This is a genomic window from Stenotrophomonas sp. 10N36 (assembly GCF_056395005.1).
Window position 1 is genome coordinate 44,274 of record NZ_JBFTIS010000012.1, and the last position, 26,980, is coordinate 71,253.

At 65.9% G+C, this 26,980-nt stretch carries 24 protein-coding genes; 17 read left to right on the top strand and 7 right to left on the bottom strand.

The annotated features are described in order from the left end of the window. Window positions 1-29: 29 nt before the first annotated feature. Complete coding sequence (locus tag AC1DCJ_RS13135; protein WP_478071174.1) at window positions 30-287, bottom strand: DUF2789 domain-containing protein; 258 nt, start codon at window positions 285-287, stop codon at window positions 30-32. Between the two features lie 202 nt (window positions 288-489). Between AC1DCJ_RS13135 and AC1DCJ_RS13140 the strand changes: the two genes are divergently transcribed. The 5 genes from AC1DCJ_RS13140 to AC1DCJ_RS13160 are packed head-to-tail and all read left to right on the top strand — an operon-like array spanning window position 490 to window position 3,428. Continuing rightward, window positions 490-1,083, top strand: coding sequence for a biliverdin-producing heme oxygenase (locus tag AC1DCJ_RS13140; RefSeq protein WP_137190265.1), 594 nt, complete (start codon window positions 490-492; stop codon window positions 1,081-1,083). After that, window positions 1,083-1,460 (top strand): YbaN family protein, encoded by a 378-nt coding sequence (locus AC1DCJ_RS13145; RefSeq protein ID WP_478071149.1) that lies wholly within the window; start codon window positions 1,083-1,085, stop codon window positions 1,458-1,460. Before AC1DCJ_RS13140 ends, AC1DCJ_RS13145 begins: the two co-directional genes overlap by 1 nt. A gap of 52 nt (window positions 1,461-1,512) precedes the next feature. Then, window positions 1,513-2,259 carry a tonB-system energizer ExbB gene (gene exbB, locus AC1DCJ_RS13150; protein WP_478071150.1) on the top strand — a complete coding sequence of 249 codons (747 nt, stop codon included), beginning with the start codon at window positions 1,513-1,515 and terminating at the stop codon, window positions 2,257-2,259. 9 nt (window positions 2,260-2,268) lie between these two features. Then, entirely contained in the window at window positions 2,269-2,694 is a 426-nt protein-coding gene (exbD, locus tag AC1DCJ_RS13155; RefSeq protein ID WP_478071151.1) for a TonB system transport protein ExbD, read from the top strand. Then, the gene (locus AC1DCJ_RS13160; RefSeq protein WP_478071152.1) at window positions 2,691-3,428 is read left to right on the top strand and encodes an energy transducer TonB; all 738 of its coding nucleotides are present in this window, start codon (window positions 2,691-2,693) and stop codon (window positions 3,426-3,428) included. The genes exbD and AC1DCJ_RS13160 overlap by 4 nt, the downstream gene beginning before the upstream one ends. 39 nt (window positions 3,429-3,467) lie before the next feature. On the opposite strand, the gene AC1DCJ_RS13165 is transcribed toward AC1DCJ_RS13160, so the two are convergent. Further along, complete coding sequence (locus AC1DCJ_RS13165) at window positions 3,468-5,495, bottom strand: sodium-translocating pyrophosphatase (protein WP_038686434.1); 2,028 nt, start codon at window positions 5,493-5,495, stop codon at window positions 3,468-3,470. A 344-nt stretch (window positions 5,496-5,839) separates the two neighbouring features. On the opposite strand from AC1DCJ_RS13165, the gene AC1DCJ_RS13170 reads away from it, so the two are divergent. Beyond that, the gene (locus AC1DCJ_RS13170; RefSeq protein ID WP_137190260.1) at window positions 5,840-6,343 is read left to right on the top strand and encodes a hypothetical protein; all 504 of its coding nucleotides are present in this window, start codon (window positions 5,840-5,842) and stop codon (window positions 6,341-6,343) included. Window positions 6,344-6,397: 54 nt separating this feature from the next. Here the strand turns inward: AC1DCJ_RS13170 and AC1DCJ_RS13175 are convergent, their stop codons facing one another. From AC1DCJ_RS13175 to AC1DCJ_RS13185, 3 genes are all read right to left on the bottom strand, one after another. Then, window positions 6,398-7,390, bottom strand: coding sequence for a hypothetical protein (locus AC1DCJ_RS13175; RefSeq protein ID WP_478071153.1), 993 nt, complete (start codon window positions 7,388-7,390; stop codon window positions 6,398-6,400). A gap of 208 nt (window positions 7,391-7,598) precedes the next feature. After that, complete coding sequence (locus AC1DCJ_RS13180) at window positions 7,599-8,396, bottom strand: hypothetical protein (RefSeq protein ID WP_137190258.1); 798 nt, start codon at window positions 8,394-8,396, stop codon at window positions 7,599-7,601. A 159-nt stretch (window positions 8,397-8,555) separates the two neighbouring features. Continuing rightward, on the bottom strand, window positions 8,556-9,815 hold the full coding sequence (locus tag AC1DCJ_RS13185) for a 6-phosphofructokinase (protein WP_478071154.1): 1,260 nt from the start codon (window positions 9,813-9,815) through the stop codon (window positions 8,556-8,558). A gap of 141 nt (window positions 9,816-9,956) precedes the next feature. On the opposite strand from AC1DCJ_RS13185, the gene AC1DCJ_RS13190 reads away from it, so the two are divergent. The 3 genes from AC1DCJ_RS13190 to AC1DCJ_RS13200 all read left to right on the top strand — a co-directional run bounded on the left by AC1DCJ_RS13190 (window position 9,957) and on the right by AC1DCJ_RS13200 (window position 12,814). Continuing rightward, window positions 9,957-10,520: an adenylate kinase gene (locus tag AC1DCJ_RS13190; protein WP_038686440.1), complete on the top strand. Its 564-nt coding sequence runs from the start codon at window positions 9,957-9,959 to the stop codon at window positions 10,518-10,520. A 313-nt stretch (window positions 10,521-10,833) separates the two neighbouring features. Beyond that, a complete protein-coding gene (gene mpl / locus AC1DCJ_RS13195) occupies window positions 10,834-12,198 on the top strand; it encodes a UDP-N-acetylmuramate:L-alanyl-gamma-D-glutamyl-meso-diaminopimelate ligase (protein WP_478071155.1) in 1,365 nt (454 codons plus the stop codon). A gap of 19 nt (window positions 12,199-12,217) precedes the next feature. Beyond that, a complete protein-coding gene (locus tag AC1DCJ_RS13200; protein ID WP_137190255.1) occupies window positions 12,218-12,814 on the top strand; it encodes an LON peptidase substrate-binding domain-containing protein in 597 nt (198 codons plus the stop codon). A 102-nt stretch (window positions 12,815-12,916) separates the two neighbouring features. Here AC1DCJ_RS13200 and AC1DCJ_RS13205 read toward each other — a convergent pair whose 3' ends face one another. Beyond that, window positions 12,917-14,914, bottom strand: a complete 1,998-nt coding sequence (locus tag AC1DCJ_RS13205; protein ID WP_478071156.1) for a bifunctional DedA family/phosphatase PAP2 family protein — start codon at window positions 14,912-14,914, stop codon at window positions 12,917-12,919. A 102-nt stretch (window positions 14,915-15,016) separates the two neighbouring features. Here AC1DCJ_RS13205 and AC1DCJ_RS13210 point away from each other — a divergent pair, with 102 nt between their 5' ends. From AC1DCJ_RS13210 to AC1DCJ_RS13235, 6 genes are all read left to right on the top strand, one after another. Continuing rightward, the gene (locus AC1DCJ_RS13210) at window positions 15,017-15,679 is read left to right on the top strand and encodes a protein kinase family protein (RefSeq protein WP_137190253.1); all 663 of its coding nucleotides are present in this window, start codon (window positions 15,017-15,019) and stop codon (window positions 15,677-15,679) included. Beyond that, window positions 15,676-16,197, top strand: a complete 522-nt coding sequence (locus AC1DCJ_RS13215) for a DUF2867 domain-containing protein (protein ID WP_478071157.1) — start codon at window positions 15,676-15,678, stop codon at window positions 16,195-16,197. The genes AC1DCJ_RS13210 and AC1DCJ_RS13215 overlap by 4 nt, the downstream gene beginning before the upstream one ends. 271 nt (window positions 16,198-16,468) lie before the next feature. After that, window positions 16,469-21,706 (top strand): RHS repeat protein, encoded by a 5,238-nt coding sequence (locus AC1DCJ_RS13220; protein ID WP_478071158.1) that lies wholly within the window; start codon window positions 16,469-16,471, stop codon window positions 21,704-21,706. A gap of 7 nt (window positions 21,707-21,713) precedes the next feature. Beyond that, window positions 21,714-22,727, top strand: a complete 1,014-nt coding sequence (locus AC1DCJ_RS13225) for an RHS repeat domain-containing protein (protein ID WP_137190251.1) — start codon at window positions 21,714-21,716, stop codon at window positions 22,725-22,727. Continuing rightward, a complete protein-coding gene (locus tag AC1DCJ_RS13230; RefSeq protein WP_478071159.1) occupies window positions 22,724-23,203 on the top strand; it encodes a hypothetical protein in 480 nt (159 codons plus the stop codon). Before AC1DCJ_RS13225 ends, AC1DCJ_RS13230 begins: the two co-directional genes overlap by 4 nt. Before the next feature lie 384 nt (window positions 23,204-23,587). Further along, complete coding sequence (locus AC1DCJ_RS13235; RefSeq protein WP_478071160.1) at window positions 23,588-24,148, top strand: hypothetical protein; 561 nt, start codon at window positions 23,588-23,590, stop codon at window positions 24,146-24,148. A 79-nt stretch (window positions 24,149-24,227) separates the two neighbouring features. Here AC1DCJ_RS13235 and AC1DCJ_RS13240 read toward each other — a convergent pair whose 3' ends face one another. Then, entirely contained in the window at window positions 24,228-24,911 is a 684-nt protein-coding gene (locus tag AC1DCJ_RS13240; protein ID WP_478071161.1) for a hypothetical protein, read from the bottom strand. Between the two features lie 109 nt (window positions 24,912-25,020). Between AC1DCJ_RS13240 and AC1DCJ_RS13245 the strand changes: the two genes are divergently transcribed. Further along, entirely contained in the window at window positions 25,021-25,839 is an 819-nt protein-coding gene (locus AC1DCJ_RS13245; protein WP_128097358.1) for an SDR family oxidoreductase, read from the top strand. 87 nt (window positions 25,840-25,926) lie between these two features. Further along, on the top strand, window positions 25,927-26,892 hold the full coding sequence (locus tag AC1DCJ_RS13250) for a YiiG family protein (RefSeq protein WP_478071162.1): 966 nt from the start codon (window positions 25,927-25,929) through the stop codon (window positions 26,890-26,892). Window positions 26,893-26,980 lie beyond the last annotated feature (88 nt).

A 26,980-nucleotide genomic window follows, 5' to 3' on the forward strand; every position in this document is an offset into this window, starting at 1 on the left:
GCCGGCAACTGCCGGCCCCCGTGTTCGTTTCAGCCGCCGGTCTGCTGCGCGACCGCGTCGGCGTGCAGGGCCTCGCCCAGTTCATCGACGATGATCGCCCAGTCCGCATCGGACTTGAGCTGCTCGGCCAGGAACTGGCGCTGGCCATCATTCCAGTAAGGCGCCTCCACCAGGGCCACCTCGGCGGGCAGCTGATGGTCAACGATGAAGCGCGCGATCGCCGCATCGCTCGCGTCCAGGCCCAGTTGCAGGAACAGGTTGGTCATGCGCGGTTCGGTGGTGATCATCATGGCGGGTCCTCCTCAAGAATGTGCCGCCATTATCGGTGCAGACGCGTGAGGCCGGCATCGCCGGATCGGGTAGGGGCGACCGGTCGTACAACCAGGCTTGGGGTTGCCGCCGCGGCAGACGTCTCAATCGGGAAACCTGCACACGGCCTGTTCCCGGGGCCTGCGCGGGCTGCATTCCCCATTGCCCAGCACGAGCACCATGACCGTCATCGATACCCTTGAAGCCACCCGCAGCCAGCGCCTGAAGGCCGCCACCCGCGACAGCCACGGCGCGCTGGACAAGCGCATCATGGCCGGCGACATCTTCGCCAGCCGCGGCCAGTTCGCGCGTTTCCTGCGCGTGCAGTACCGCTTCCATCGCGATATCGACGCGCTCTACGCCCATGCCGCGCTCGACGCCCTGCTGCCCGATCTGGAAGCACGCCGTCGGCTGCCGCTGATCGCCCGCGACCTGGCCGACCTCGAACAGATCCTGCCGGCCCCGGTGCCGATGCGGCTGGACCCGGACCTGGCGCTGCCAGTCGCGCTGGGCTGGCTGTACGTGGCCGAAGGCTCCAACCTGGGCGGCACCATCCTGTACAAGATGGCCGCCAAGCTGGGGCTGGACGCCGGTTTCGGTGCACGCCACCTGGCTGCGCACCCCGACGGTGCCGCGCGCCATTGGCGCGCGTTCACCGCCGCGCTCGATGGAGTGGTGCTGGACGACGCGCAGGAACGGCAGGTCATCGATGCCGCCGATGCGGCGTTCCGCAGCGTGCACGGCCACGTTGAACTCGAGTTCGACGCGCGCTGATGCGCTGGCTGTGGTTCTGCCTGGGCTGGGTGATGGTGGCGCTGGGCGTGATCGGCGCGCTGCTGCCGGTGATGCCCACCACCATCTTCCTGATCCTGGCGGTGGGCTGCTTCGCACGCAGCTCGCCACGCTTCGAACGCAAGCTGCTCGAGCACCCTCGTTACGGCCCGGCCTTGCGCCTGTGGCGCGAGCAGGGCGCGGTGAGCCGCAAGGGCAAGGCCTTTGCGGCCGGCGGCATGGCGTTCGGCTTTGTGCTGTTCTGCTGGGGCGCGCATCCGTCGTGGCGGCTGCTGCTGGGCGTGGGTGCGTTCTTCATTGCCAGCGCGGGCTACGTGCTGACGCGGCCGTCGCCGCGCCTGCCGCCGCAACCCGAGTGAGCCCGTCCCTTGTTCCGGCGCGCGTTGCCGCAACGCCGCGTCTCCTTTCCTGATGAGCCTGACCATGACCGTGTTGCTTCCCTTCGCCATTGCCGCCCCAGCACCCGCACTCACACCGTGGGGCATGTACCTGGCCGCTGACGTGGTGGTCAAAGCGGTGATGATCGGCCTGGCCGTCGCGTCGGTGGCCACCTGGACGGTGCTGCTGGCCAAGGGCTGGGAACTGGCGCGCGAACGCCGCCGCCTGCTGCAGGCGCGCGCGCTGCTGCTGGACAGCGTGCAGCTGCCGGACCCACAGCTCGACCCGCGCCTGCAGGAAGAACCCGTGCGCCTGTTGCTGGAGGCCGCACGTACCGAGCTGCGGTTGTCGCCGCACGGCGGCGATCCGGCGGGGGTGAAGGAACGCGTCGGCTCGCGCCTGGAGCGCATTGAACTGGCCTGTGCGCGGCAGGCGCGGCGCGGCATCGGCGTACTCGCCAGCATCGGCGCGATCGCGCCGTTCGTGGGTCTGTTCGGCACCGTGTGGGGGATCATGAACAGCTTCGTCGGTATCGCCCAGTCCAACACCACCAACCTGGCCGTGGTGGCGCCCGGCATCGCCGAAGCGTTGCTGGCCACCGCGCTGGGGCTGGTGGCGGCCATTCCCGCGGTGGTGATCTACAACCACTTCACCCGGGTGCTGGCCGGCCTGCGCGCGCTGCTGGGCGACCTGTCGGCGGCCGTGCAGCAACTGGTGTCACGTGACCTGGACCGCGCGGCGGTGCACGCCGGCCCGGTGCTGGCGCGCGCTGCGCACTGAGGCTCCCGCATGGCACTCCGTACCGCACGCCACGACGACGACGCGCTGGAAGAAACCCACGCGATCAACGTCACCCCTTTCATCGACGTGATGCTGGTGCTGCTGATCATCTTCATGGTCGCCGCACCGCTGGCCACCGTGGACACCGCCGTGGACCTGCCGGCCAGCAGCGCGCGCCCGCAACCACGCGAGAACGAGCCGGTGCTCCTGACCGTGCAGGCCGACCTGTCGCTGCGGGTGAACGATGCCGCCGTTACCACCGACGCACTGCCGGCCGCATTGCAGCGGCTGACCGGCGGCGACCGTGAGCAGCGCATCTACCTGCGCGCCGACCGCCAGGTGGCCTATGGCGACCTGATGCAGACCATGAACGCGCTGCGCGCGGCCGGCTACCTCAAGGTGGCGCTGGTCGGGCTGGAACAGCCCGCGCCATGAGCGCAGGCCGTGCAGGGCATGCACGCTGGGCCGGTAGTCTCGGCATCGTGCTGGCCATCTACGCGATGAGCATCGCGGCCACGCTGTGGTGGATCGGGCGCGCGCCGCCCGCACCGGCCAGCGCGCCGCCGGCAGCGCTGATGGTGGAGCTGGCTCCGGTCGCCGAAGCGCCGCCGGTGCCGCCCACCGACATCGCGCAGGGGCCCTCGCAGCAGGAACAGCACCGCCCCGCGCCGGAACCGCAGCCGGTGCGCACGCTGGCGCTGCCCCCGCAGCCGCACCCGGACGGCGAGCCGGTGGCGCAGCGCACGCCACCGCCCACCGAGCAGACGCCTTCGGACGCCCACAACGTGGACCAGACCCTGGCTCCGCCGGACGTACAGGCCACCACCGCGCAACGCTACGCGGCGCCGCAGACGATGGCCGGCCAGCGCAGTGACGCGCAGGTCACCTGGCAGGGGCTGCTGCTGGGCCACCTGGAGCAGCACCGGCGCTATCCACGCGGGGCCGAGCGCCTGCGCCAACAAGGCGTGGCCTATGTGCGCTTTGCGGTGGACCGGCAGGGCAATGCGCGCAACATCCGCATCGGCCAGAGCAGTGGGCATCCGTTGCTGGATGCCGAAACGCTGGACACCGTGCGCCGTGGCAGCCCGGTGCCGGCGCCGCCGCCGGAGATCGGCGGCGACCCGGTGGAGGTGATGGTGCCGGTGGCGTTCTTCATCCGCCGCCGCTGACCCCGGTAACGCCCGGCCATGGGCCGGGCGACGGTGTGCCTACAGCAGCGGCACCAGCAACAGCGCGACGATGTTGATGATCTTGATCAACGGGTTGATCGCCGGGCCCGCCGTGTCCTTGTACGGATCACCCACGGTGTCGCCGGTGACGGCCGCCTTGTGCGCCTCGCTGCCCTTGCCGCCGAAGTGGCCATCCTCGATGTACTTCTTGGCGTTGTCCCACGCACCACCGCCGGTGGTCATCGAGATCGCCACGAACAGGCCGGTGACGATGGTGCCGATCAGCAACCCGCCCAGCGCGCGCGGCCCCAGCAGCAGGCCCACCACCACCGGCACGGCCACCGGCAACAGCGAGGGCACGATCATTTCGCGGATCGCCGAGCGGGTCAGCATGTCCACCGCGCGGTCGTACTGCGGCTTGCCGGTGCCTTCCATGATGCCGGGGATCTCGCGGAACTGGCGGCGCACTTCCTCCACCACCGCACCGGCCGCGCGGCCCACCGCTTCCATCGCCATCGCACCGAACAGGTAGGGAATCAGCCCGCCGATCAGCAGGCCGATGATCACCGTGTGGTCGGACAGGTCGAAGGCGAACGTTTCGCCCGGATTGGCCGCCTGCAGGTTGTGCGTGTAATCGGCGAACAGCACCAGCGCGGCCAGCGCCGCCGAGCCGATCGCATAGCCCTTGGTGACCGCCTTGGTGGTGTTGCCCACCGCATCCAGTGGGTCGGTGATGTCGCGGATGCTGGAGGGCAGTTCCGCCATCTCGGCAATGCCGCCGGCGTTGTCGGTGATCGGGCCGTAGGCATCCAGCGCCACGATCATGCCGGCCATCGACAGCATGGCGGTGGCGGCGATGGCGATGCCGTACAGGCCGCCGAAATAGTGCGCCAGCCAGATCGCCACGCACACCGCGATCACCGGCAACGCGGTCGACTTCATCGACACCCCAAGCCCGGCGATGATGTTGGTGCCATGCCCGGTGGTGGACGCCTGCGCCACGTGTTGCACCGGCTTGTACTGGGTGCCGGTGTAGTACTCGGTGATCCACACGATCAGCCCGGTCAGCACCAGTCCGATCAACGCGCAGAAGTACAGGTTCAGCGCCCCGTGGCTGTTGTCGGGCATCAGTTGCAGGGTGATGGGATAGAACGCGATCGCCGCCAGAACCGCCGACACGATCACGCCCTTGTACAGCGCGCCCATGATCGAGCCACCGGGCTTCACCTTGACGAACAACGCGCCGATGATCGAGGCGATGATCGACACACCGCCCAGCACCAGCGGATACAGGATCGCGTTGCGTCCGGCTTCGGCGATCATCAGGCTGCCCAGCAGCATGGTGGCGATCACCGTCACCGCGTAGGTCTCGAACAGGTCGGCGGCCATGCCGGCGCAGTCGCCGACGTTGTCGCCCACGTTGTCGGCGATCACCGCCGGGTTGCGCGGGTCATCCTCAGGGATACCGGCTTCCACCTTGCCGACCAGATCCGCGCCCACGTCGGCGCCCTTGGTGAAGATGCCGCCGCCCAGCCGCGCGAAGATCGAAATCAGCGAAGAGCCAAACGCGAGCCCGACCAGCGCATGCAGTGCCTGCGCGGTATCCAGCCCCAGCCGCAGCAGCAGCGCGTAGTACCCGGCCACGCCGAGCAGGCCCAGCCCGACCACCAGCATGCCGGTGATCGCACCGCCGCGGAACGCCACGTCCATGGCGGCACTGAGGCCGTTGCGGGCCGCTTCGGCGGTGCGCACGTTGGCGCGCACCGACACGTTCATGCCGATGTAGCCGGCCGCGCCGGACAGCACGGCGCCGATTGCAAAGCCGATCGCGGTGTACCAGCTGAGGAAGAATCCGACCAGCACGAACAGCACGACGCCGGCGATGCCGATGGTGAGGTATTGACGGTTGAGATAGGCGCGCGCGCCTTCCTGGATGGCAGCGGCGATTTCCTGCATGCGGGCATTGCCAGCCGGTTGCCGGAGGATCCAGCGTGCCGACACGATGCCGTAGAGAATCGCGAGAATGGCGCAGAACAGCGCCAGAGAAAGCCCATAACGTTCCAGCATGTCCCCTCCCGGGTGATGGAATGGCATCCAGACGAACGGATGAACCTCTCCACGCGGGGGCACAACGGGCTGCAACCTTGGACCAACCCGTTCAGACCGTGCCCGGTCTTCAAGCGTGTGGCGGTGTTCAGCAATCCCTGGTGACCCGAGTATGCGGGCACAACTCGCATACGGGTAGTGCCGGCCGCTGGCCGGCAACCACGCACACCCATCCGAAGCGACACACCGCCGGCCGCTGGCCGGCAACCACGCACACCGCTCCTAGGCGTTGATGGGACGCCTTGCCACGCCGTTCAGCCACCCGCTGGCAGCCTCGGCCCATCCCCAGCATCCGGAGTTCCGCCATGTCCATCCGTCACCTGCTCTGGCTGGCCCTGTTGCCTGCCGTGGCTGCCAGCGCCGCTGAAACCCCCGAGCTGAAACGCGCCGTCGGTGCGCCGCAGGCGGTGGGCGCGGCCCATACGCTGCGCCAGATCCCCGAAGCCTGTGCACGGTTGGAGGGCATGTTCACCGCCGATGCCGCACAGCCCTACAAATTCGCCGTGGTGCGCACCAGCGAGCAGTGCCAGCCGCGCGCCCGCTTCGTCGACTTCGACAAGGCCCAGCCCACCGAGGCCAAAGGCTGGAAGCTCAACGACGTGATCCGCGTGCCGAACGCCGCGTGCCCGGCGCAGCAGGCGGTGGTGCGCGTGTGGCGCATGCCGGTGGCACAGAAGGCCGAACTGGACGGCCAGGGCCAGTCGCGCATCTATCTGGAAGACGCCAAGAAGCAGGCGGCCGCCGGCAAGATCGCGCAGATTCCGATGTTCGCCGCACAGCTGAACGTGGAAGGCACTGCCTGCCGGTAATGGGAGGTGCCGGTTCCGGGCGATTGCGCGCCCGGAACCGGTAGGCGGGTGCGATTACAGGCCGCCGCGCGTCGACCATTGCCGCCAGTTGGTGCCGCCCGACCCCGTCGCCGCAGGCGCAGGTTCTGCAGGCGCGGCCGGTGCCGGGGCAACGGGTTGTGCCACGGCCGGCACGGGGGCCTGTTCCACCACCGCGACGGTCTGCACCGCTTGGGAAGTGTCGCCATCGGCGGCCACGGCGGGCGTCGCCACCTCAGCGTGGCCGCTGTCGGTGAGCGGTTCGGCAGCGGGAGCAGGGGTGTCGGTTGCGGCGGTCAGCGTTGCCGGCGCGGTGCCGGGGCGCAGGGTATTGGCCAGTGCAGGCGGCAGCACCGGCATGTGGGCGGCGGTCAGCCGGAACTGTTCGCGCCCCAGCAGCTGCACGCAGCGTGCGCCCAGTGCGGCGGTCACGTGTTTGAGCAGGCGCGCCTGGTCGGCATGCAACGCTTCACGGGTAGGCGGTTCACCGTCGTTGATGGTGTTGGCCGCGCAGGCCAGATTGGACACCACCCGGTTGCTGGCGGTCTCCACCAGCGTCACCTGCACGCTGTAGCCCACCCAGTAACGGCCCCACTGCGTGGCGAAGTAGGCGTAGTTCCAGCCGCCTGAGCGCACGTCCAACACGTAGTCGGCGTCGGCATGCAGCCTGGCCAGCTCGGCCGGCTTCACCGCCTTGGTCGCGGTGGCATCCAGCGGCAGCAACTGCGCGCCAAATGCCTGCCCCAGCGCACCCCCCAACTGGTCGCGGACCAGTCCGGCCGGATCAGGTACCGCGTTCTGCCGCACCAGCTCGTTGCCCGCGCTGGCCATCGCCGCCGCGCCGAACAGCGCAAACGACGCCTTGCCGGCCGTCATCGCCATGAACGACGGCGGCTCGTGGCGTGTCAGCGCCACGGTCTTTCCACGCAGCGCTTCGGCATCCTGTGCCGACAACGGGATCATCTTTTCCTTGCCCGCCGCCTGCCCGACAACGAGCAGCAGTGCGCCTACCCACACCAATCTGTGCATGGTTCCTTCCCCTGGTTGCATGAAGCGGACGCACCCGGGCGCCCGCCGGTTGGCGACCCGGTGCAGTGCCGATGGCACCGCCCCCACCCGGATCGTGTGCGGAGCATGAGGCCAGCCCCCGCAGGCCGTCCAGTGTCCTGCGCGCCCACGAAAAAGCCCGGACGGCAGGGCCGGTCCGGGCTTGGGTACGACGCGAGGCTGGCCGGGCTCAGTTGCCCTTGCAGTCCTTCAGCCACAGCACGCGGCCGATCTGGTCGTAATGGTCGACCACGCCGACCAGGGTGACCTTTTCCTTCGGGCGCAACGCCAGCGCGAAGGCGGCCTGGCTCGGCGCGAAGGCGCAGGTGATGGCCACGCTTTCGAAGTCGATGCCACCGGAGCCGTTGGGCAGCTCGAAGCCGGTGTTGTAGGTGCCGCCGCTCTTGAGCACGCCGTTGACCCGGCCGGTGATCGAATAGATCTTGCCCTTGTAGCGCGGTTCGATCGCAGCGGGGTTGTCCTTGTTCTGCGTGCGCAGCTGGAAGCCGAAATCGCTGGCCGAAATGTTCACCGTGGAGGCCTTCGGCGTGGACGCGGCGAGCTGCTCGCCGGCCTTGCCCGGCTTCACCTGGGTGAGCATCTTGCACATCTCGGCGCGGATCGAATCGGCCTTGGCAAAGGCGCCGGCATTGAGCTTGACCGTCATCGCCACGGTGCCGGTGCGGCCCTCGCTGGTGGCGCTGATGATGATCGGAATGGTCTTGTGCATCGCCGTCTGCGGATCTTCGATCAGCATCGCGCCGTTTTCCACGTCCGAGCTCAACACGTCCATGTTGTTGCCCTTGGCGATCACGTTCATCTGGCCGATCGCGCTCTTGACGGTCAGCTCAGGCACGGTCACCGAGGCGGTATAGGTGGTGCCGGACAGGGGGTTGCCCTTCTTCTGGAAGCTGCTTTCGCAGGTATCGGCAAAGGCGGGCGCCGCTACGGCGAGCAGCAGCAGGGGAACCAGGGTGTGGCGCTTCATCGGTACAGTCCTTGTCATCGCACGCAAGTGCGGAGGGTGGGTCGCGGGTGCGAAAGCCCGCATGTCCTGCCGGCTCGGCGCGATTGTATGGGGCGTCCCGGCGCGCCGCAATTGCCGGCGGGTGGCACGCCCAAGGGACGCGCCGCCCGCCGGAGGGGCTCAGCCTTCCTGCCAGGCCGGCAGCTTCTTCTTCACGCCCACGTTCTTGAGCGTCACGTACTTCGGCAGCCCATCGGCACCGTAGGGCAGGGGCGCCTCGCCCTTGATCAGCGGTGACAGGTAGGCGCGGGCCTTGGCGGTGATGCCGAAGCCGTCCTTGCGGATGAAGCCGGCCGGCATCTTCTTCTCGTGGTTGGCCACCTTGTGCAGGGGCGCAGCCTCGATCTTCCAGCGGTAGGGCGCGTCGCTGCTGCGCACGATCACCGGCATCACCGCGTTGTGGCCCTTCAGCGCGAACTGCACCGCCGCCTTGCCCACCGCCTGCGCCTGCTCCCAGTCGGTCTTGGACGCGATATGGCGCGCCGAGCGCTGCAGGTAATCGGGCAGGGTCCAGTGCACCTTGTAGCCCAGCGTGTCCTTGACCCGGGCGGCCAGCTGCGAAGCCACGCCCCCCAGCTGGGTATGCCCGAACGAGTCCTTGCCGCCGCCGGCATCGGCCACGAAGGTGCCGTCCGCGGTCTGGATGCCTTCGGAGGCCACCACCACGCAATGGCCCACGCGCTCGACCACCTGCTTGACCTTGGCCAGGAAGGCGGCCTCGTCGTAGGCGCGCTCGGGCAGCAGGATGATGTGCGGGGCATCGTCGGGGCCTTGCCCGGCCAGGCCGGCCGCCGCCGCCAGCCAGCCGGCATGCCGGCCCATGGCCTCGTAGACGAACACCTTGGTCGAGGTTTCCGCCATGGCCGCCACGTCCAGCGCCGCCTCGCGCACCGATACCGCGGTGTACTTGGCGGCCGAGCCGAAGCCCGGGCAGGTGTCGGTGACCGCCAGGTCGTTGTCGATGGTCTTGGGCACGCCGATGCAGGTGAGGTCGTAATCGAAGGCCTTGGCCAGCTGGGAGACCTTCCAGGCGGTGTCGGCCGAGTCGTTGCCGCCGTTGTAGAGGAACCAGCGCACGTCGTGGGCGCGCAGGACCTCCAGCAGGCGTTCGTACTTGCCCCGGTCGGCCTCGAGCGACTTGAGCTTGTAGCGGCACGAGCCGAAGGCCCCGCCCGGGGTGTGGGCCAGCGCGGCGATGGCCGCCGCCGACTCCTTCGTGGTGTCGATCAGGTCTTCGCGGAGCGCGCCAAGAATGCCGTTGCGCGCGGCCAAGACCTTGATTCCCTTGGCTCGAGCGGTGCTGATCACCGCCGAGGCGGTGGCGTTGATCACGGCGGTGACGCCGCCTGACTGGGCGTAGAGCAGGGTACCTTTGGACATCATTTCACCTGGGGGTGGGGGAAGGACATTGCAGAGACATTACCGGTATGGGGTAAAGTGCGCGTATTGCGGTGCAGCGTGATTGTGGACAATCCCGGGGCGCGCGCCCTTCCATTTTTTTACCAAGTTGGAGTCAGGTTGATGCGATTGGTTCTGTTGGGACCGCCCGGTTCGGGCAAGGGGACACAGGCGACGCGCCTGAAGGAACACCTGTCGATTGCGCACATTTCCACCGGCGACCTGCTGCGTGCCGAAGTGGCCGCAGGCACCGAGCTGGGCAAGCAGGCCAAGGCTGTCATGGACGCCGGCAACCTGGTGTCCGACGACATCCTGCTGGGCATGCTCGAATCGCGCCTGGGCCAGGCCGACGTGGCCAACGGCTTCATCCTCGATGGTTACCCGCGCAACGTGGCCCAGGCCAACGCGCTGGACACCCTGCTGGTGAAGATCGGCCAGCCGCTGGATGCGGTGGTGCAGCTGGACGTGCCGACCGAACTGCTGGTCGAGCGCATTGCCGGCCGCGCCGCCGAACAGGGCCGCGCCGACGACAATCCCGAATCGGTGCGCCAGCGCCTGCAGGTCTACAACGACCAGACCGCCCCGGTGGTCGATTTCTACGCCGGCCGCGGCACCCTGGCGCGCGTTGATGGCGTGGGTGAGCTGGACGACGTGGAAGCGCGCATCCGCGCGGCGATCCACGGCTGAGCCGGTGGCGCTGCGCCGGCAGCGCCTGCTTGGCCTGTAAACACACACGCCTGGCCCCAGGGGGCCAGGCGTGCGGTTTAAGGTGCCAGCGGACGGGCTTGCTCAGAGCCCCGCAGCATGAGCTCCCCTGGGGATGGCCTCTTGGGGAGTAGGACCAATGGGGTGCTGCGGCTGGCCACCTGAATTGTGTCCGTCTTCACACTGCATCGCTATCGGGGATTCCCCGACACCAAGAGTATTTTTCCTACACGCATCTGGGAAATTGTCTGACGACAATATCCACAGTCGCAGGTGATCGGTCACAATCCACCGCATGAGCAAGATTCATATCCTTGGTATCGCCGGCACCTTCATGGGCGGCGTGGCCGCGCTGGCGCGGGAACTGGGCCATGAGGTGCATGGCAGCGACCAGGCGATCTATCCGCCGATGTCGACCCAGCTGGAACAACTGGGCATCGCACTGGATCCGGGCTATCGCGCCACCAGCGTTGCCGCCGACTGCGATGAGGTGATCGTCGGCAATGCGCTGTCGCGCGGCAATCCGGCGGTGGAAGCGGTGCTCGACGCCGGCCAGCGCTACATTTCCGGTGCGCAGTGGCTGTCCGAGCAGGTCCTGCCGGGGCGTGACACGCTGGCCGTGGCCGGTACCCATGGCAAGACCACCACCACCACCATCCTGACCTGGCTGCTGCAGGCGGCCGGGCGCGAGCCGGGTTTCCTGATCGGCGGCGTCGCCGAAGACTTCGGCGTGTCGGCGCGTCTGGGCGGCGGGCGTGAGTTCGTGGTGGAGGCCGACGAGTACGACACGGCCTTCTTCGACAAGCGCAGCAAGTTCGTGCACTACCGGCCGCTGGTGGCCATCCTCAACAACCTGGAATACGACCACGCCGACATCTTCCCGGACGTGGCCGCGATCCAGCGCCAGTTCCACCACCTGGTACGCACCGTGCCCGCGCGCGGCCGCCTGATCGTCAATGGCGAGGACGCCTACCTGGCGCAGGTGCTGGCGATGGGTTGCTGGACCCCGGTGGAGCGCTTCGGGTTTGATCCGTCGCTGGAATGGCATGCCGAACTGGTCAACGCCGACGGCAGCGCGTTCGTGGTCCATCACCGTGGCACGCGCGTAGGCGAAGTGCGCTGGCCCCTGCTGGGCCGCCATAACGTGCTCAACGGCCTGGCGGCGCTGGCCGCCGCGCATGCGGTCGGGGTGGAGCTGCGCGCGGTGATCCCGGCGCTGGCCCGTTTCCGCAGCGTCAAGCGCCGCCTGGAAGTGATCGGGCAGGCGCAGGACATCACTGTCTACGACGATTTCGCCCATCACCCCACCGCCATCCACACCACGCTGGAAGGGCTGCGCGCCAAGGTCGGTGCCGCGCGCATCGTGGTGGCGATGGAACCGCGCAGCAATTCGATGCGGCTGGGCGCGCATGCCGAAGCGCTGGCGCCGTCGCTGGACCTGGCCGATGCGGTGGTGTTCCTGCACCGCCCGGAGCTGGCCTGGGATGCGGCCGGTGTGATCGCCGCCGTGCGTGGGCAGGCCCATGCCGTGCCCGACACCGATGCGTTGCTCGCGCGGTTGGACGAGATCGCAGCCCCCGGCGACCATGTCGTGTTCATGTCCAACGGCGGTTTCGACGGCGCGCCGCGGCGCTTCCTGGCGCAGCTGCAGCAGGGATGAGGCGGGCGCGCCACAGGCCATGACCGATACCGCGTCGCTGCCGTTGTTCCCGCTGCATGTGGTGCTGCTGCCTGGCGCCGCGCTGGGCCTGCGCGTGTTCGAACGTCGCTACCTGGACATGCTGCGCGAGTGCAGCCGCCAGAACACCCCGTTCGGCGTCTGCCTGATTCTGGACGGCGATGAAGTGGGGTCGCCGGCGGTGCCGGCCGCCTACGGCGTGGAAGCGCGCGTCGAGGATTTCGACGTGGGCGCCGACGGCGTGCTGGTATTGCGCCTGCGCGGCCAGCGTCGCTTCCATGTGCTGCGCACGCGCATCCGCGACAACGGGCTGGTGCTGGCCGACGTGGAATGGGCCACCCCCGACCACGACGACGAACTGCGCCCGGAACACGCGCTGCTGGCCACCGTGCTGGAGCACATCATCGAACAGGCCGGCGCGGCCTTCGCCCCGACCCATCCGGCCCAGCTGGAGCAGGCTGCCTGGGTAGGCTGGCGCCTGGCCGAACTGCTGCCGCTGGACGAGCCGCAGCGCCTGCAGCTGCTACAGCAGGACGACCCCCACCAGCGCCTGCAGCACCTGCTGGCCTGGATCCCCGACCTGACACCCCCCGCGTAGAGCGGGGCTCTGCCCCGCTGCTCGACGCAATAACGCCATCGCACGTACCCGCACCTGCCGGGTAGAACCCGGCACCACGTCATGCGTGGGCCGGCGTCCGCGTTATTCGACCTTCGTGCGCACCCGCAACACCGGCATCTGCGTTTCCGGATGCGTGTCCACCTGTTGCGGCAGGCCGTCCAGCGCGTCGCGCACCGCCTTCAACGACGGGTCGATGCCGCGCATCGGCCGCCACATCCCGATCAGGTGGAAATGCTGCTGGTAATGCAGCGTCTGCGCGCTGCCCAGCCACAGCGGCTGGTTGCCCGGCTGCAGCCGCGCCGGTGCCGGCCACAGGCGCAGCGCGAAGATCTCGTTGGGCGCATTGCCCGCGCGCAGCATCAGCAGCGACTCCACCTGGGTATCCAGCGTGGCCGGCAGCACCGGCACTTCGTCCGGCGTGGCCGACTTGTCGAGCATCAGCAGCGCCTGTTCCCAACCGGCCTGCGGCTGCACGCGCCAGCCCTGGCTTTCCAGGCGCTTCTGCAGCGGTGCCAGCGGGCCGGCCACCTGCACGTCCAGCGGCCAGCGCTGGTCGTCATCGAACTCGTTGCGGCGCGCGGGCAACTGCCGCCATTCGTCCTGCAGCCAGGCCGTGGCGGGCATGTCCGCCGGAGCCGGCTGGGCCGGTTCGAAGCGGGCCAGCTTGAGCGGAATATTGCGCGGCGCGTACCAGAGCGCAGCCACCGCGAACACGCCGTAGAACAGCCAGGCCACCGGCTTGACCCAGAACGAGCGGTTGAAGCGGCGGCGGTAGGCGATGCCCAGTACCAGCAACCAGAAGATGCCAAACAGCATGCCGCCGATGACATCGCTCAGCCAATGCGCGCCCAGGTACAGCCGTGCAAACCCGATCAGGCTGACCACGATGCCCGACAGCAGGTAGGGCCACACCCGCGTGCGGCCCGGCAGCTCGCGCGCGATCAGCACGGCGAAGAAGCCGAAGATGATGGTGGCCATGGTCACCGACACCGACGGGAAGCCGAAGCCACTGCTGGCATCCGGCGGGCGCACCACGTGCACGGTGGCGCCCAGCAGCTTGGTCAGCGCCAGCCCGAAGGCCAGCGCGGCCAGCCAATGCGCGGCCGCCATCCAGCGCCGACGCCAGACCAGGTAGCCCATGCCGGCCGCCGTGGCCGGCAGCAGCACCTGCCATGCGCCCAGCGACGCCAGTGCGGCCATCGGGTAGTCGGCCAACGGGTTGCGCAGTGCCAGCATGGCCTGGTGCACCACCATGTCCAGACGCAGCGGCTCGCCGTGCGCCACCACCGCCATCAGCAGCGCGAACCAGCACCAGCCCAGTAGCAGCAGCATCAACGCCAGCATGGCCAGCGGCACGGACTCGCGCCGCTGCGGGTCGAACACGGCCACCGAGTAACGGCCGAGGGTGGGGTGGCGCTGCGACCAGCGCAGCAGCGCGGCCAGCCAGCTGTCCATGCGCGAGGCCGACCAGCGGTAGCCGTACAGCACGATCGCCCACACCACGCCCATCAGCACTGCCACCAGGCCCAGCACCATCACCAGCCGCCCGGCCACGGCCGCCACCGCGTCATAGGCTTCGCCCAGCACCCAGCCCGGCGCCAGGAACAACACCGCCCAGGACAGGCTGGCGATACCGCTGGCCTGGAAGTAGCGCGACAGCGGCATCTTCATCATGCCGGCAATGGCTGGCACGAACGGGCGGATCGCCCCGACATAGCGCGCTACCAGGATGCTCTTGAACGCATTGCGGCGGAACATTGTCTCGCCGCGGTCCAGCAGCTGCGGGTATTTGCTGAAGGGCCAGAAGCCGCGCAGCCGGTCGCCCCAGCGCCGACCCACCCAATAGCTGATGCCGTCACCGGCGAACGCACCCACCGCCGCGCATGCCACCGCGTACGGGCCGGAGATCTGGCCCAGGCCGATGAACACGCCCACGGCGAACAGCAGCGGCAACGCGGGCACGATCGCGCCCAGCACGATGACCGCATCGCAGAAGGCGATGAGGAAAATGACCGCACCGGCGAGCACGGGGTGAGCTGAGATCCACGCAAGCGTGGTATCGATCCATGACGAGTCCATCGTCGGATTATAGAGGTGTGAAGGTGACTGACTGCCGGCCAGCGGCGGCCAACGTGCGTGATCTACAGTGAATGAACGCGATCGCACGCCTAGAATGTCGCCATGAACCGCCCCCCTGATCCCGCCCCGCATGCCCTGAAGGCCGACAGTTTCGGCTGCATTCTGTTGATCGAGCAGGACGGGCAGCGCTTTGTCCGCCGCGACCTGGGCGCCACCCCGTGGTGGCTGCGCCTGCCCGCCTGGTGGCTGGCCCGGCGCGAAGCACGCGCGCTGGCCCACCTGGACGGCATGGCCGACACCCCGGCGCTGCTGGCCTGGAACGGGCGCTGGCTGGACCGCAGCTTCATGGCCGGCGATGCGATGTACCAGCGTCCGCCGCATGGCGACCTGGCCTATTTCCGTGCCGCGCGCCGGCTGCTGCAGCGCGTGCACCGGCATGGCATCGCGCACAACGACCTGGCCAAGGAAGCCAACTGGCTGGTACGCGAGGACGGCTCGCCGGCCCTGATCGACTTCCAGCTGGCGGTGATCGGCAACCCGCGCTCGCGCTGGATGCGCCTGCTGGCCCGCGAAGACCTGCGCCACCTGCTCAAGCACAAGCGCATGTATTGCCGACAGCACCTGACCCCGGTGGAGAAGCGGCTGCTGAAGCGCACCTCGTGGGTACGCGATGTGTGGTTCCGCACCGGCAAACCGGTCTACCGCTTCGTCACCCGGAAGATCCTGCACTGGGAAGACAACGAAGGGCAGGGGCCCAAGCCGTGAGTGCGCCGGTGGTGCGCGTGGTCCCGGTGGACGCCGGCAACGTGCTGCATGCGCAATTGCCCGGCGCCGACTTCGTGCACGCGTGCCGGGCGACGGTGCCACGCGGCGGTCGCTCGGCGCTGCAGGCCTACAAGGACATGGCGTCCACCGTGCCAGGCTGGTTCGACGGGCTGATGGCGGTACGCAACGGTGGAATGCGGCTGCTGGGCATGAAGGACCTGGGGTCGCTGCGTGCCGTGCAGGACGCGGTCGACCCCGTGCCCGGCCAACGGCTGGGCATCTTCACCGTGCAGCGGTGCACGCGCGAGGCGATCGTGCTGGAGGACGACGACCGCCATCTGCACGTGCAACTGGCACTGCAATGGCGTGGCGATGCACTGGAGATCGCCACGGTGGTGCACACGCACAATGTCTTCGGGCGGCTGTACATGCTGCCGGTGGCACCGGTACATCGGGTGATCGTGCCGCATCTGTTGCGGCGGCAGGTGCGCGGCTATGGGGTTCCGGGGGACCAATGATCCGTGGATGCACCGAGGCGATGATGTCGTTCTTGCTGCAAATGCTGTCCGTAGGTCCATCCGTTCGGCGGGGCGAACAAGCGTGGCCCGCATCGCTTGAAGACTTTTACCGGGCCAAGTGGAAACCCACGCCAATTATTCGTCGGCGAAGCAAGTGCCATTCACGCTCTTTTCACGCAGTTGCTTAAGGTCTACTATTCGCCGCTAGATGATCGCATGGAGGCGACGTTCGCCATGGTGCGCGAATGTGCATGCGAGCAGGGAGTGCTGTGTGAAACGTGCAGTTGCTTGGCAGTGCCGCATCGGCGCTGCAGTGGTGTTATCAGTGTGTGCAGCGTCCGCACTGGCGGTTGAGCCCTATCAGGAATACCGGAAACTGATCGAGTCAGCGCAGAATCTCACCGCGTTGAAGGACGATCTGTTCGGTGAGAGCGTCAGCCTCTACAACGGCAAGACCGATTTCAGTGTCACCGACGTCAGCCTGCCGGGAAACAATGCGCTTCCTGTTGAGATGCGACGTCGCTTCAGCGTTGAGTTGGACCTGGTAGGGAGTGGAAGCTATAACTCCAACATCGACGGTGTGGGCGGCTGGGAGGTAGACACACCGCATATCTCAGGCATGTTCCCGGGCCTTGCCTCCTGGCGCGACAACCGCTGCAGCGGTCACATGGCACCGCAAGGGCCGGTCACTTTCCGCCTCAATGAGATCTGGCAGGGCAACATGATCCATGTGCCCGACGGCGGTGATCGCACGATGCTGGGAGCTTGGGACAAGTCGCCTGCACCAAGTGATGGTGTGGTCCGAAAGTGGAGCACCTCCTACCGCGATGCAATCGACTGTATTCCAATGAAATCGGGACTGGCAGGCGAAGGTTATCGAGTCAAGACCACCTCGGGGACATCCTACTTCTTTGATACGGCTTTCACCCGCTACGGTGGAACGCTGGAAAGATCCGGCGGGCTTGGCGATCAAACAAAAGTAGCCCGGATGCGTATCTACCTGATGGCAAGCCGAGTTGAAGATCGATCGGGCAACTGGGTGCAATACCAATACAACGGGGACGGACATCCGACCAGGATATGGTCCAGCGATGGGCGTGAGATAACGCTGACGTACAACGCCGGCATGCTGACGTCCGTGTCCGCAGCTGGCCGGACGTGGAGCTATGCCTACGTGCAGGTTGAAGGCCAGAACCGCTTGGCCAGCGTCACCCAGCCGGATGGCAGTAACTGGACGTACAGCTACTCCAGTGCGCTTCGCGCGTGGGAGAGGATTTTCTGGGACGGAAACAGCAATGAGTCTTGCCTGGAGCAGCCCCCGGAGCGCAATGGCAACCTGGTGATGACCATCAAGCATCCCTCCGGAGCGATGGGGGAATTCCAGTTCTCCAATGGGCGTCAGTATCGGAGTGGCGTGCATGCCAGCGAGTGCATGAAACGTATCGCGGTCTCCCAGTACTACTATGAGCTCGCCGTCCCATTCTTCTTCGACGTCGTTTCGCTGGACACGAAGAAGGTCTGGGGCCCAGGGTTACCCAAGACACTGCAGTGGACGTACAGCTATGGAGACGGGTTCGAGCGACTCTGGGGCGGGACCGGTGGCGCAGCGATCTATCCTTGCACCACCTGCAAGAAGGAAAAACTGGTCACTATCTCCAATCCTGACGGTACGCGGACGGTGCACCGGTACGGATCCCAGTACGCCCTGAACGAAGGCCGCTTGCTGGGAAGTAGTGTGCTCGACGCCAGCGGCAAGGTAATGCGGACTAACACCACGCTATACATGACAGAGGAAGAAGTGAAGGCGCAGCCCTTCATGCCGCTCTATGGCATGATCTACAGCGGTGATGAGCCAAGTTCCGCGCAGGTACGTCCCGTGGTGGCTGAGGCAATCCAGCAGGATGGCGTCACCTATCAAACCAGCATGCTCTCGTTCGACGACCTGGCCCGTCCCCTGCGAATCAATCGCTCGAGCCCGCTCGGCAGCAGGACCGACACTACCCAATACGCTGATGATCGTGTGCGGTGGATTCTCGGTGAGACAGCGAAGGTCACCAATGAAAACACGGGCGTCGTGGTCGAGCAGACTGCGTTTGACGGACTTATGCGCCCGGTCGAGGCCCGTTCTTACGGGTTACTGAAGCAGGTTCTGACGTACAACGCCGACGGTACCGTCTCGAGCGTTGCCGATGGGCGTGGGAATCGCACGCTGATCTCGGGCTGGAAGCGCGGTGTACCGCAGAATCTACAGTTTGCCGATGGGGTGACCCGTTCAGCCATAGTGGGTGACAACGGCTGGGTGACGAGTGTCACCGACGAGAATGGCGCGACCACCCAGTATGAGTACGATCCCATGGGACGTATCGCCAGTATTGATTGGCCAGCAGCGGACAGCGTCGCATGGGCACGCACGACTCAGAATTTCAGCGCGGTCAATGGCGATGAGTTTGGTATTCCCGCAGGTCACTGGCGGCAAACGGTTGCCACTGGGAATGCCCGTCGCAATGTCTTCTTCGATGCATTCTGGCGTCCCTTGCTTACCGAAGAGTATGACGAGTCTTCACGTGCTGCTACGCAACGGTTCCAGCGCTTCGCCTACGATGAATCGGGGCGACAAGTATTCGCGTCACACCTGGGAAGCTCGGCCGCGCTGACCACGGGCACCTGGAACGGCTACGACGCGCTGGGGCGGAAAACGTCGGCTTCGGTTGACGGTGAAGGCGGGTTGCTGACCTCACTGACCAGCTACCTGTCCGGTGGCGGCTTGAAAGTGGTCGATCCCAAGGGCAATGCCACCGTCTCCACCTTCCAGGCATTCGGTGCTCCTTCAACGGATGCGGCCATCTCGATCTCCCATCCAGCCGGTGCCATCACGGATATTGCGCGTGACATCTTTGGCAAGCCGCGCTCGATCGTGCGCCGCAATCTGGACGGAACGGTAAAGATCACCCGTAGCTATGTGTATGACGGCAATCAGCAACTCTGCAAGAGCGTTGAGCCAGAAACTGGCGCAACCTTAATGGGCTACGACGCGGCGGGAAACCTCGTGTGGAGTGCCGCTGGACTCGATCTGCCCAGCACGACGGCATGTGATCCAGGTGCGGCTGCGGTTGGCACACGCAAGGTCGTGCGGGGGTATGACGTGCGAAATCGTCTGTCGTCGCTGAGCTTCCCCGACAAGAACGGGAACCAGAGCTGGACCTACACCAAGGATGGAAAGCCGGCTACGGTGACCACGGTCAACGATGCGGGAACGACCCAGGCCACCAACACCTATACCTACAACAAGCGCGGCGTGCTGACCGCGGAAACGTCCAGTGACAGCACGCTGGGTGTACGGTCCTTGGGCTATGCCTACGACGCCAACGGTACGCTGTCGGGGCTGACGTATCCGAGCGGTCGTTTTGTCGATTACGCACCCAATGCCCTTGGTCAACCGACGAGGGCCGGCAGCTATGCAACAGGCGTAAGCTACTATCCGAACGGCGGAATGCGGCAGTTCACCTATGGAAACGGCATCCTGCATACGATGACGCAGAACGCGCGACAGCTGCCGACCCGGGTGACGGACAGCAAGGGGGCGCTGGACAATACCTACGAGTACGACGCAAACGGAAACGTCACCCGAGTAGTTGACAGTATTGATGCCAAACGTACTCGCGCGATGGCCTATGATGGGCTGGATCGTTTGATTCAGGCCAGCTCTCAATCCTTCGGCGGTGATGGTGTTTATCGGTATACATATGACGCAGTAGACAACTTGCGATCTGCCAAATTGACCGGGGTGAAGGATCACGTTTACTGGTACGACGGCCGCAACCGCCTGACCAATGTGCAGAACAGTGGCGGCGCAACAACCCTGGGTCTGAGCTATGACGTCCAAGGGAACGTGTCCAGTCGCAGTGGTGTGGCGTATGGCTTTGATTTTGGCAACCGCCTGCGTACGGTCGCCGATGCCGAGCGCTATCGCTACGATGCCCATGGCCGTCGAATTCTGTCTGTGAGAAGCGGCGACGGGGCCGCGATTCGTTCGCTTTACGGCAATGATGGCGTCCTGCGCCGGCAGGAGAATGCGCGGGAAGGAAAGAACAGCGAGTACATCCATCTGAACGGCAGTCTGGTAGCGCAAGCTGTGAGCGTTGTAGCACCTACAACGCCGCTGTTGACCCTGCCCGCGTTCAGTGCCAACGGTACCTTCCAGGCGCAATGGACGGCAGTTACGTATGCAACGCGTTATGAGCTGCGCGAGCAGGTAAGCGGAGGCGCTTGGGCAACCATTTACAACGGTGCCAACCGGACCTGGGATGCATCCGCAAAGGGTGAAGGTAACTTCGGCTACAGCGTGAGAGCCTGCCAGCAGACGGCCTGCAGCGGCTGGTCGGGAACTTCGAGCGTGGTGGTGCAGCGACCGCCGGTGGCAGTGGTCACGGTGACGGCGCCCGCCAGTGCCTACAACGGCAGCTACAGCGTGAGCTGGTCCGAGGCGGCAGGCGCGGCGACATACCGCCTGCAGGAGCGGGTGGGAACGGGCACGTGGCAGACGGTGCAGGAAACCTCCGCACGTACCCGAGCGATCACGGGGAAGGCGGCAGGAGCCTATGGCTACCGTGTCTACGGGTGCAACCCGGCAGGCTGCGGGCCTGAATCGGCCGCCGTATCGACGACGGTGGTCTACCCGCCCGCCGCTGCGCCCTCGATCAATGTGCCCGCACAGAGTCTTACTGGGGGCTACACGATCAGCTGGGGAACCGTAGCGGGTGCGACACGTTACTCATTGGAGCAAAGTGCCAATAGCGGCGCATGGGCGAGCGTCGCATCGGTTGCGGGTACCAGTCAGGCCTTTGCAAGCAAGGTAACCGGGAACTACGGCTATCGCGTACGAGCGGGTAATGACGCTGGTTGGGGCGTCTACTCGACCGCCGCTACTGTGTCGGTGATCCGCCCGCCTGTCGTGCCGACCATCAGTGCGCCTGCCGGAACCGGTTCGGGAACTGCCACAGTCAGCTGGACCGGGGTTGCGATGGCAACGTCATATCCGCTTGACGAGCGTGTCAATGGCGGTGCCTGGACGACTGTCCAGAATGATGGGTCAACCCAGTCGCAACGTAACGGACTGGTGTTCGGCACGTACAACTATCGCGTGAGGGCTTGCAACGTCTCCGGTTGCAGTGGCTACTCCAATACGGCTGCGGTCGCGTCTAATCCGCCGCCGGGCACACCGCAATTCATCCATTCGATCAAGTCGGAATGGAAGGAAGGGCGCGCTACCAAGATTTCCTGCGAGGCCAAATGGACCAGCATGCCGGGCGCGACGACGTACGAAATGATGGCTTACGGCGGACGCCTGCAGTACTCGGGGCCGGAAACCTCGATCAAGGCCCAAGGCGCGACGTACTGCGCCGAACAGCAGGTTGTGCGTGCTTGCAATGCCAACGGGTGCTCCCCGTGGTCCAGTCCGCCTACTAAACAGAGCCTGGTCGACTATGGCGACTTGACCAACCCGAGGTAATGGAAGCATGAAGATCAAGAAGATCCCGTTCTGCCTGGTAATGCATGCCCCTCTTCTGCTCGGGGCGTCGGCTGTATCGGCGCAAGAAATTGTTCATTATGTGCATACCGATGCACTCGGCTCCCCCATTGCGATTTCGGACAGCTCAGGAGCGGTCATTGAAAGGACCGGGTATGCACCGTATGGTGAGGTGATTGGCCCCAGAATGAGCGCAGCGCCAGGCTTCACTGGCCACGTTGAGGACGCCTCAACAGGGCTCACCTACATGCAGCAGCGTTACTATGATTCCAGCTTGGGTGGCTTCCTGTCGGTGGACCCTGTGTCTGCCTACGAAAATGCGGTATCGGCGTTCTCTCGATATCGCTACGGCAATGGAAACCCGCTTCGCTTTGTTGATCCGGACGGTAGAACTGGTTGCACTGGTACCAACATAACGGGCACCTGCCTTGCCGGCGGCGTCGCTGGCATGATGAGGTCGGCTACTGGTGTGACGGCAACGGAGGTGGCCGCAGCTAGAGACAATCCAGTGCGTTTTGTGAAGGCATTGAACGAGCGAAAGAACTCGCATGCCACGGAGGGTGCCTCATCCGCCTACTTCGCCAGGGCGGCTCTTCCTGTAACGATTGGCAGTGGGCGAGAGGTGGCAGCAGACATTGTCCATTTTTCTTTCAATGGGAAACCTTATAGCGTGCTCAACTTCGTGCTGGGTCCTGCTGGTGCCGGTGATGGGTCTGGTTCCGTGGAAATCCTCCCGTATGACGGATGGGGTACGCGAGTCGCTATCGCACATACCCATCCGGTTAACAATAGTTTCTCTGGACTTCCGGCGCGAATAACGAGTTCTGGCGGATTTGCAAATCGGGGTGGGGATCTCCAGTTGTTGTTTGCGTCAGGTGTCAATGGGTATCTCGCGACACCAAATGGAACCATCTTGAAGTTTGACTATATGGGGTTGCGCGCAGCGATGGGCTCGGGCGTAACCAACGTGGATGCAGCCAAGTTCGTATCGAGGATGCCATGAAGGGTCTGTGTGTCTCTATTGCGGCATTGGCTTTTGCTCTTCCTCTGGCAAGTTGCGGCGTCGACGATGATTATTCTGGGCTGCGGGATGGCGATTGCTGGCACGTCGGCAACCGTGCCGATCGCATTTACTGCGCTACGACCTACACCCAGTTGCTTGCGCATCCCGAGCGCTATGATGGGAGGCGTATCCAGATCCAAGGCCGAGCCGTGGCAAAGGATGTCATTGAAATCTACCCATCGCTTGATTCATTCGAGGGTAATGAGATCCAGGCGTCGCTGTCGCTGCGTTCGGGTGAGGGAGTGCCTGAGCTGAGGGCGTATCTGCTGTCACCAAAGCGTGTGGATTCCGCGTCGCGCGTTGTTGTGCTGGGTGTCTTTCATTTGAATCGCACAGTTCCGGTGGGAAAGCGACAGGGTGTAACACTCGAGACGATTCGTCTGGGCACCCTGGAGCTGGATGAGTTCAAGTTATAGGCAAGCTTATTCGCGGATGAGCGTCGAGCATCTTCTGCTGGTGATTCGGCTTGCGGGAGATCGCCCCGTAATGTCATGGGGGCACGCTTCTGTGCGCGATGTTGGTTTCGCGGAGCCGGCCAGCGGTCGACACCCTCCCTGCTGGGCGGCATCCTGTCGATGTCGCGCATTGCCTCAGTAGAAGCCATCCAGGACGCGAGAGCAATCCGCGTTGTCACGCCTTGCCGTCCAGCCACCCGTGCCACCTGTTGCCCGACGACGCGGCGAGATCCATCAAGGTCGTAGCTGATCTGAGCTTGTTGGCAAGGACAATCAGTGCGTCATGGCAGCCCTTCCCGAGTGTCGAGAAGATGGTGCACTTGGTGGCATGGTAAAGGAGCTTGAATGAGATGGATCAGACCCTCGGGCTTGATCTTCCTGGCGTTGGCGGGATGCCAACGTGCGGAGCCCGTTACCGTCAGCGGCGTCGAAGATGTATGCGCCTATCGGATGAGCGGGGGCGTTTGCCATGTCTCGCCGACCCAGCTGCTGACCTTGCCCGAGAAGTTGGCGGGCAGAGATGTCGTCGTGGTCCTCTACTACCCCGGCTTCGAGGCCCGCGTGTTGTTCGCCAGCCGCGATGCGGCGCAGAGCAACGATCTGTCGTCCGGGTTCGTTGTTCCCGGCGACGATCCTGCAGGTGGGCAGGGGGCACAGCCAACGCTGGATCAGCCCGGCTATTACCGCATGCTCGCTCACTTCGAACGAACGAAGCCGGTGATTGTCGGTGAGGGGGTAACACCGTTGGCGGTTGTTGCCGGTCGATTTGATCGCATTGCCCAGGCGCGGCGCATCTCCTCCCTGGACGAGGTAGTGGAGGAGTGCAGTGCGCTCGAGAACTGCAGCATGGGCTACTCACACGGGCTTCTGCCCATGCCAAGGCTGGAGACCATCGACAAGAAGTAGTGTGCCGTCCCTGGCAGTGTATCGATGCGTCGAACACCCTATGTGACATCGGCGCGGCCTGACGTTGGCCGCTTCGCCGTCAGGGCGTGGCCACCGGCACCACCTGCTGCCCGATGAAATGCCGCGTTCCATCAAAGTCGTAGCCGATCTGAATCTGCCCGACGTCGGCGCAGGCATGGCAGTCGCGCAGCGGCGTGCGGTACAACAGTCGTATCCCGCCATTGTCCAGCGGCGTACTGCCGCCCGCCTGCGCCGGTGCGAACGGGGTTGCCTGTGGGTGGGCGGCCAGCAGGGCCTGCACGCCCGGGTCGGCACGTACGGTGTCATCCAGCTGCACGGCGTCCACATCGATGCGCTTGCCGGCAGCATCCACCAGCCGCGTGCCCTCGTTGGTGTTGGCGCGGAACGGGTAGGCCACCGTGGCCACGCCGATGCCATCGTGTTCATGCCAGGCGGTGACAAACGCCAGCTCACCGGCGCTGGACAGTTGCCCGGCCGCGGTCACCGCATCCGCGCTGGCCCCACCGGCCTGCATCGCCTTGATCAGGCACTCGCGGGTGGCGGCCGCCTCGCCCTGGCGGCAGCTGTTCAGATCGCCGCTCCACACCACCGCATTGCTCCAGCGCAACGTGGCATCGGCGGCCATCTTCTGCGCGCTCGGCGTAGCGGTGGGGGTCGGGGCGGCGGGTTCGGCCGGGTCTTTCTGGCAGGCGGCAAGCAGCAGCAGGCCCAAGGCAGGCAATAGACAACGGGAACGGCGCATGGCAAGTACCTCGCAGCGGTAACCGGGAGGCCACTATCGTCAAGGAGCGGTGAAAATTCTGTGGGCGCGGCATACTGGCGCGAGACATTCATGCGCAGGAGCTTTCGACGTGGCCAGTCTGCAAGGCAAGACCATTTTCATCACCGGTGGCTCGCGCGGCATCGGCCTGGCCATCGCCCTGCGCGCGGCGCGTGATGGCGCCAACGTGGCGATCGCGGCCAAGTCGTCGGTGCCCAACCCGAAGCTGCCCGGCACCATCCACAGCGCGGTTGAGGCGGTTACCGCCGCCGGCGGGCAGGGCCTGGCGCTGAAGTGCGACATCCGCGAAGAAGACCAGGTGCGCGCCGCAGTGGCCGCCACCGTGGATACCTTTGGCGGCATCGACATCCTGGTCAACAACGCCAGCGCGATCTGGCTGCGCGGCACGCTGGATACGCCGATGAAGCGCTTCGACCTGATGCAGCAGGTCAATTCACGCGGCAGTTTCCTGTGCGCGCAGGCGTGCTTGCCGTACCTGCTGCAGGCGCCCAATCCGCACATCCTGACGCTGGCGCCGCCGCCGAGCCTGGACCCGAAATGGTGGGGCCCGCACACCGGCTACACGCTGGCCAAGATGGGCATGAGCTTTGTCACCTTGGGGCTGGCGGCCGAATTCGGTCCGCAGGGCGTGGCGGTCAATGCGCTGTGGCCGCGCACCATCATCGCCACCGATGCGATCAACATGATTCCCGGCGTGGATGTTGCCGGTTGCCGCACGCCGGAAATCCTGGCCGATGCCGCGCACGCCGTGCTGACCCGCGATGCAGCCGGCTTCAGCGGGCAGTTCCTGCTCGATGACGAGGTGCTGGCTGCGGCCGGTATCACCGACCTGAGTGGCTATGCGGTGGACCCGTCGCGGCCGCTGCTGCCGGATCTGTTCCTGGATTGAGGTTCCGGGCGGTACGGGTGACGTTGTCGACAGCGGCTGCACGCGCAGCTGCTAAGGTGCGCACCCCCCGTGTTCCAGATCCCTGCCATGTCCCAGCGTGTTTCCTGTCTCTCCCTCGCCGCGGCCATCGCCGTGGCCGGCCTGCTCGGCGCCTGCAGCAAAGGCGCCTCCACCGCCGCCGATGTGCAGGGCGTGGAAAAGGTGAATGCCTACATCCACTGCTTCAATGCGGTAGAGGAGCCGATCCACGAAGGCTTCCTGCAGTACACCGGGTGGATGCAGGACGCGGAGGCCGGCCCGACCGGCACCGAGAAGCAGGTGCGCGGCCCCGGCACGGTGTTGTCCCATCGCGTGGATGCGTGCAACGCCCCGATGGTGGCGGCACTGGCCATGACCCCGGCCGAGCCCGACCTGGACCCGGCGGCACGCGCGTATCAGAAGACCTTTGTCGATCTGTACACGCTGATCGAGCAGGCCGACCGTTACTACACCCGCGAAGACTATCTGCGCGATGACCATGCCGGCATGCGCAGCCAGCACGCGCCGCTGATGCAGGCCTACGCGGCGTTCTTTGCCGCTGGCACCGCACTGGATGCCGCGCTGGAGAAGCGCGAGGACGAACGGCGTGCCGCGCAGCTCAAGGAGATCGAAGCCGACGAAGGTCGCTCGCTGGCGTACTACCAGCTCAGGATCGTGGGCGATGGCAAGCGGCTGACCCAGCTGCTCAGCGCTGATGCACCGGACCTGGCGCTGGCGCGTACCGAACTGGCCGCATTCCAGGCGCTGTTGCAGCAGGCACAGAACGACAAGGTGGGGCAGGGTGATGCCATGTGGGGTCACGTGGAACGTTCGGCCGATGCGCTGGCCCGTGATGCGGGCCGTCGCATCGAACGCGTGCAGGCCAAGACGCCGCTCACCCGCGGCGAGCAGATGCTGCTGCAGAGCGGTGGCCGCGCGAGCCTGCCGCAGGGCTCGGCCGAAGCCGTGATGGCCAGCTACAACGATCTGGTGGACATGGCCAACCGGATGACGCGGTTCAGCGGCGCGCGCTGAGGGCCGCATCGGCAGGGTGCCGGTGACACGAGCGCTCTCATGCGACGGCGTTGCACGCACTCCCAATGCGGACCGCAGACCTGCGCGG

Excerpts from the sequence above, each read along its gene's own strand:
- exbB (WP_478071150.1), top strand. The coding sequence starts at position 1,513 with ATGAGCCTGACCATGACCGTGTTGCTTCCCTTCGCCATTGCCGCCCCA.
- AC1DCJ_RS13190 (WP_038686440.1), top strand. The coding sequence starts at position 9,957 with ATGCGATTGGTTCTGTTGGGACCGCCCGGTTCGGGCAAGGGGACACAG.
- AC1DCJ_RS13135 (WP_478071174.1), bottom strand. The coding sequence starts at position 287 with ATGATCACCACCGAACCGCGCATGACCAACCTGTTCCTGCAACTGGGC.
- AC1DCJ_RS13185 (WP_478071154.1), bottom strand. The coding sequence starts at position 9,815 with ATGTCCAAAGGTACCCTGCTCTACGCCCAGTCAGGCGGCGTCACCGCC.
- AC1DCJ_RS13170 (WP_137190260.1), top strand. The coding sequence starts at position 5,840 with ATGTCCATCCGTCACCTGCTCTGGCTGGCCCTGTTGCCTGCCGTGGCT.
- AC1DCJ_RS13165 (WP_038686434.1), bottom strand. The coding sequence starts at position 5,495 with ATGCTGGAACGTTATGGGCTTTCTCTGGCGCTGTTCTGCGCCATTCTC.
- AC1DCJ_RS13235 (WP_478071160.1), top strand. The coding sequence starts at position 23,588 with ATGAGATGGATCAGACCCTCGGGCTTGATCTTCCTGGCGTTGGCGGGA.
- AC1DCJ_RS13205 (WP_478071156.1), bottom strand. The coding sequence starts at position 14,914 with ATGGACTCGTCATGGATCGATACCACGCTTGCGTGGATCTCAGCTCAC.
- AC1DCJ_RS13140 (WP_137190265.1), top strand. The coding sequence starts at position 490 with ATGACCGTCATCGATACCCTTGAAGCCACCCGCAGCCAGCGCCTGAAG.
- AC1DCJ_RS13225 (WP_137190251.1), top strand. The coding sequence starts at position 21,714 with ATGAAGATCAAGAAGATCCCGTTCTGCCTGGTAATGCATGCCCCTCTT.
- AC1DCJ_RS13160 (WP_478071152.1), top strand. The coding sequence starts at position 2,691 with ATGAGCGCAGGCCGTGCAGGGCATGCACGCTGGGCCGGTAGTCTCGGC.
- AC1DCJ_RS13230 (WP_478071159.1), top strand. The coding sequence starts at position 22,724 with ATGAAGGGTCTGTGTGTCTCTATTGCGGCATTGGCTTTTGCTCTTCCT.
- exbD (WP_478071151.1), top strand. The coding sequence starts at position 2,269 with ATGGCACTCCGTACCGCACGCCACGACGACGACGCGCTGGAAGAAACC.
- AC1DCJ_RS13180 (WP_137190258.1), bottom strand. The coding sequence starts at position 8,396 with ATGAAGCGCCACACCCTGGTTCCCCTGCTGCTGCTCGCCGTAGCGGCG.
- AC1DCJ_RS13250 (WP_478071162.1), top strand. The coding sequence starts at position 25,927 with ATGTCCCAGCGTGTTTCCTGTCTCTCCCTCGCCGCGGCCATCGCCGTG.
- AC1DCJ_RS13200 (WP_137190255.1), top strand. The coding sequence starts at position 12,218 with ATGACCGATACCGCGTCGCTGCCGTTGTTCCCGCTGCATGTGGTGCTG.
- AC1DCJ_RS13210 (WP_137190253.1), top strand. The coding sequence starts at position 15,017 with ATGAACCGCCCCCCTGATCCCGCCCCGCATGCCCTGAAGGCCGACAGT.
- mpl (WP_478071155.1), top strand. The coding sequence starts at position 10,834 with ATGAGCAAGATTCATATCCTTGGTATCGCCGGCACCTTCATGGGCGGC.
- AC1DCJ_RS13175 (WP_478071153.1), bottom strand. The coding sequence starts at position 7,390 with ATGCACAGATTGGTGTGGGTAGGCGCACTGCTGCTCGTTGTCGGGCAG.
- AC1DCJ_RS13145 (WP_478071149.1), top strand. The coding sequence starts at position 1,083 with ATGCGCTGGCTGTGGTTCTGCCTGGGCTGGGTGATGGTGGCGCTGGGC.
- AC1DCJ_RS13240 (WP_478071161.1), bottom strand. The coding sequence starts at position 24,911 with ATGCGCCGTTCCCGTTGTCTATTGCCTGCCTTGGGCCTGCTGCTGCTT.